Annotated in this window: 1 protein-coding gene; it reads left to right on the forward strand. The window is 61.4% G+C overall.

Translation table 11 applies throughout. From position 1 onward, the window contains the following. Nucleotides 1–74 precede the first annotated feature (74 nt). Nucleotides 75–1,157 (forward strand): IS5 family transposase, encoded by a 1,083-nt coding sequence (locus J3E64_RS20585; RefSeq protein ID WP_253345119.1) that lies wholly within the window; start codon nt 75–77, stop codon nt 1,155–1,157. Nucleotides 1,158–1,292: the final 135 nt, after the last annotated feature.

Genomic DNA, 1,292 nt, shown 5'->3' on the forward strand with positions numbered 1-1,292 from the left:
TGGACACCTCGAAAAACGCTGGCCTTTGAGGGGTAGATTTGATTCACTTGGCCGACGCTGTGGCGGAGGCAGGAATGGCAGGACAGCCGGGTTTCTTTGATCTTTCGGACCGATATGAGGCGCTGAGCGCGGCAGGCGATCCGCTGGAGCGGTTGTTGGCGGTGGTGGACTTCGAGCTATTCCGGGGACCGCTGGTGGCCGCGCTGCGACGTGGTCCTCGTAACAAGGGCGGACGACCGCCGTTCGATCCGGTGCTGATGTTCAAAATCCTGGTTCTACAGGCGTTGTATTCGCTGTCCGACGAGGCGACCGAGTTCCAGATCAAGGACCGGCTATCGTTCCAGCGTTTCCTGGGCGTGGGGCTGGAAGGCACCGTGCCGGATGCCACCACGGTCTGGCTGTTCCGCGAACGGCTTGTGAAGGCCAAGGCGATCGACCGGTTGTTCGCGCGCTTCGATGCCGCGCTCAAGGACCGGGGATATCTGGCCATGGGCGGTCAGATCATTGATGCCACCGTCGTGCCCGCCCCCAAGCAGCGCAACACCCAGGAGGAAAAGACGTCGATCAAGGAAGGCCGCATCCCCAAGGAATGGACGCCTGCCAAGGTCCGGCAGAAAGACCGCGATGCGCGCTGGTCGATCAAATATAGCAAGGCCAAGGTCCAGGAAGGCGCCGATCCCAGGGCGGCCAAGCCGGTCGATCTGGCCATTCCGATGTTCGGCTACAAAAACCATATCGGAATTGACCGGACCCATGGACTGATCCGCACCTGGGATGCGAGCGCCGCCAATGCCCATGATGGCGCGCGATTGCCCGATCTGATCAGCAAGGAGAACACCGCCTCGGGCGTTTGGGCCGATACCGCCTATCGATCGAAGAAGAACGAAGCATTCCTCGCCAGGGGCATGTTCACCAGCAATATCCACCAGAAGCGGTTGCCCAGGCGGGCGCTGCCCGAACGGATAGCGAGAGCCAATGCAAAGCGCTCAAAGGTCCGCGCTGCGGTCGAGCATGTCTTTGCCGGGCAAAAGCATCGCATGGGCCTCGTCGTCCGTACCATCGGCATCGCTCGCGCCAGGATCAAGATCGGCATGGCCAACCTGGTCTATAATTTCCAGCGCCTCGCATGGCTTGAAGGCCGCGCTGCGCCTGCATGACACGAAAACCGGACCCAGCGATCGGCTCCGTCCAGAAAATCAGCGGATCGCTGCATCGGAATCGGCACTACCCGCCCGCTCGCGCCTTCTCCTGCGTCCATCAGGACATAATCCGACGGTTCTTCGAGGTGTCCA

It is taken from the genome of Sphingobium sp. OAS761 (assembly GCF_024168485.1).
GTDB lineage: Bacteria > Pseudomonadota > Alphaproteobacteria > Sphingomonadales > Sphingomonadaceae > Sphingobium.

Bases quoted from the DNA above. Each gene is read 5' to 3' on its own strand.
- J3E64_RS20585 (WP_253345119.1), top strand. From the start codon at position 75: ATGGCAGGACAGCCGGGTTTCTTTGATCTTTCGGACCGATATGAGGCG.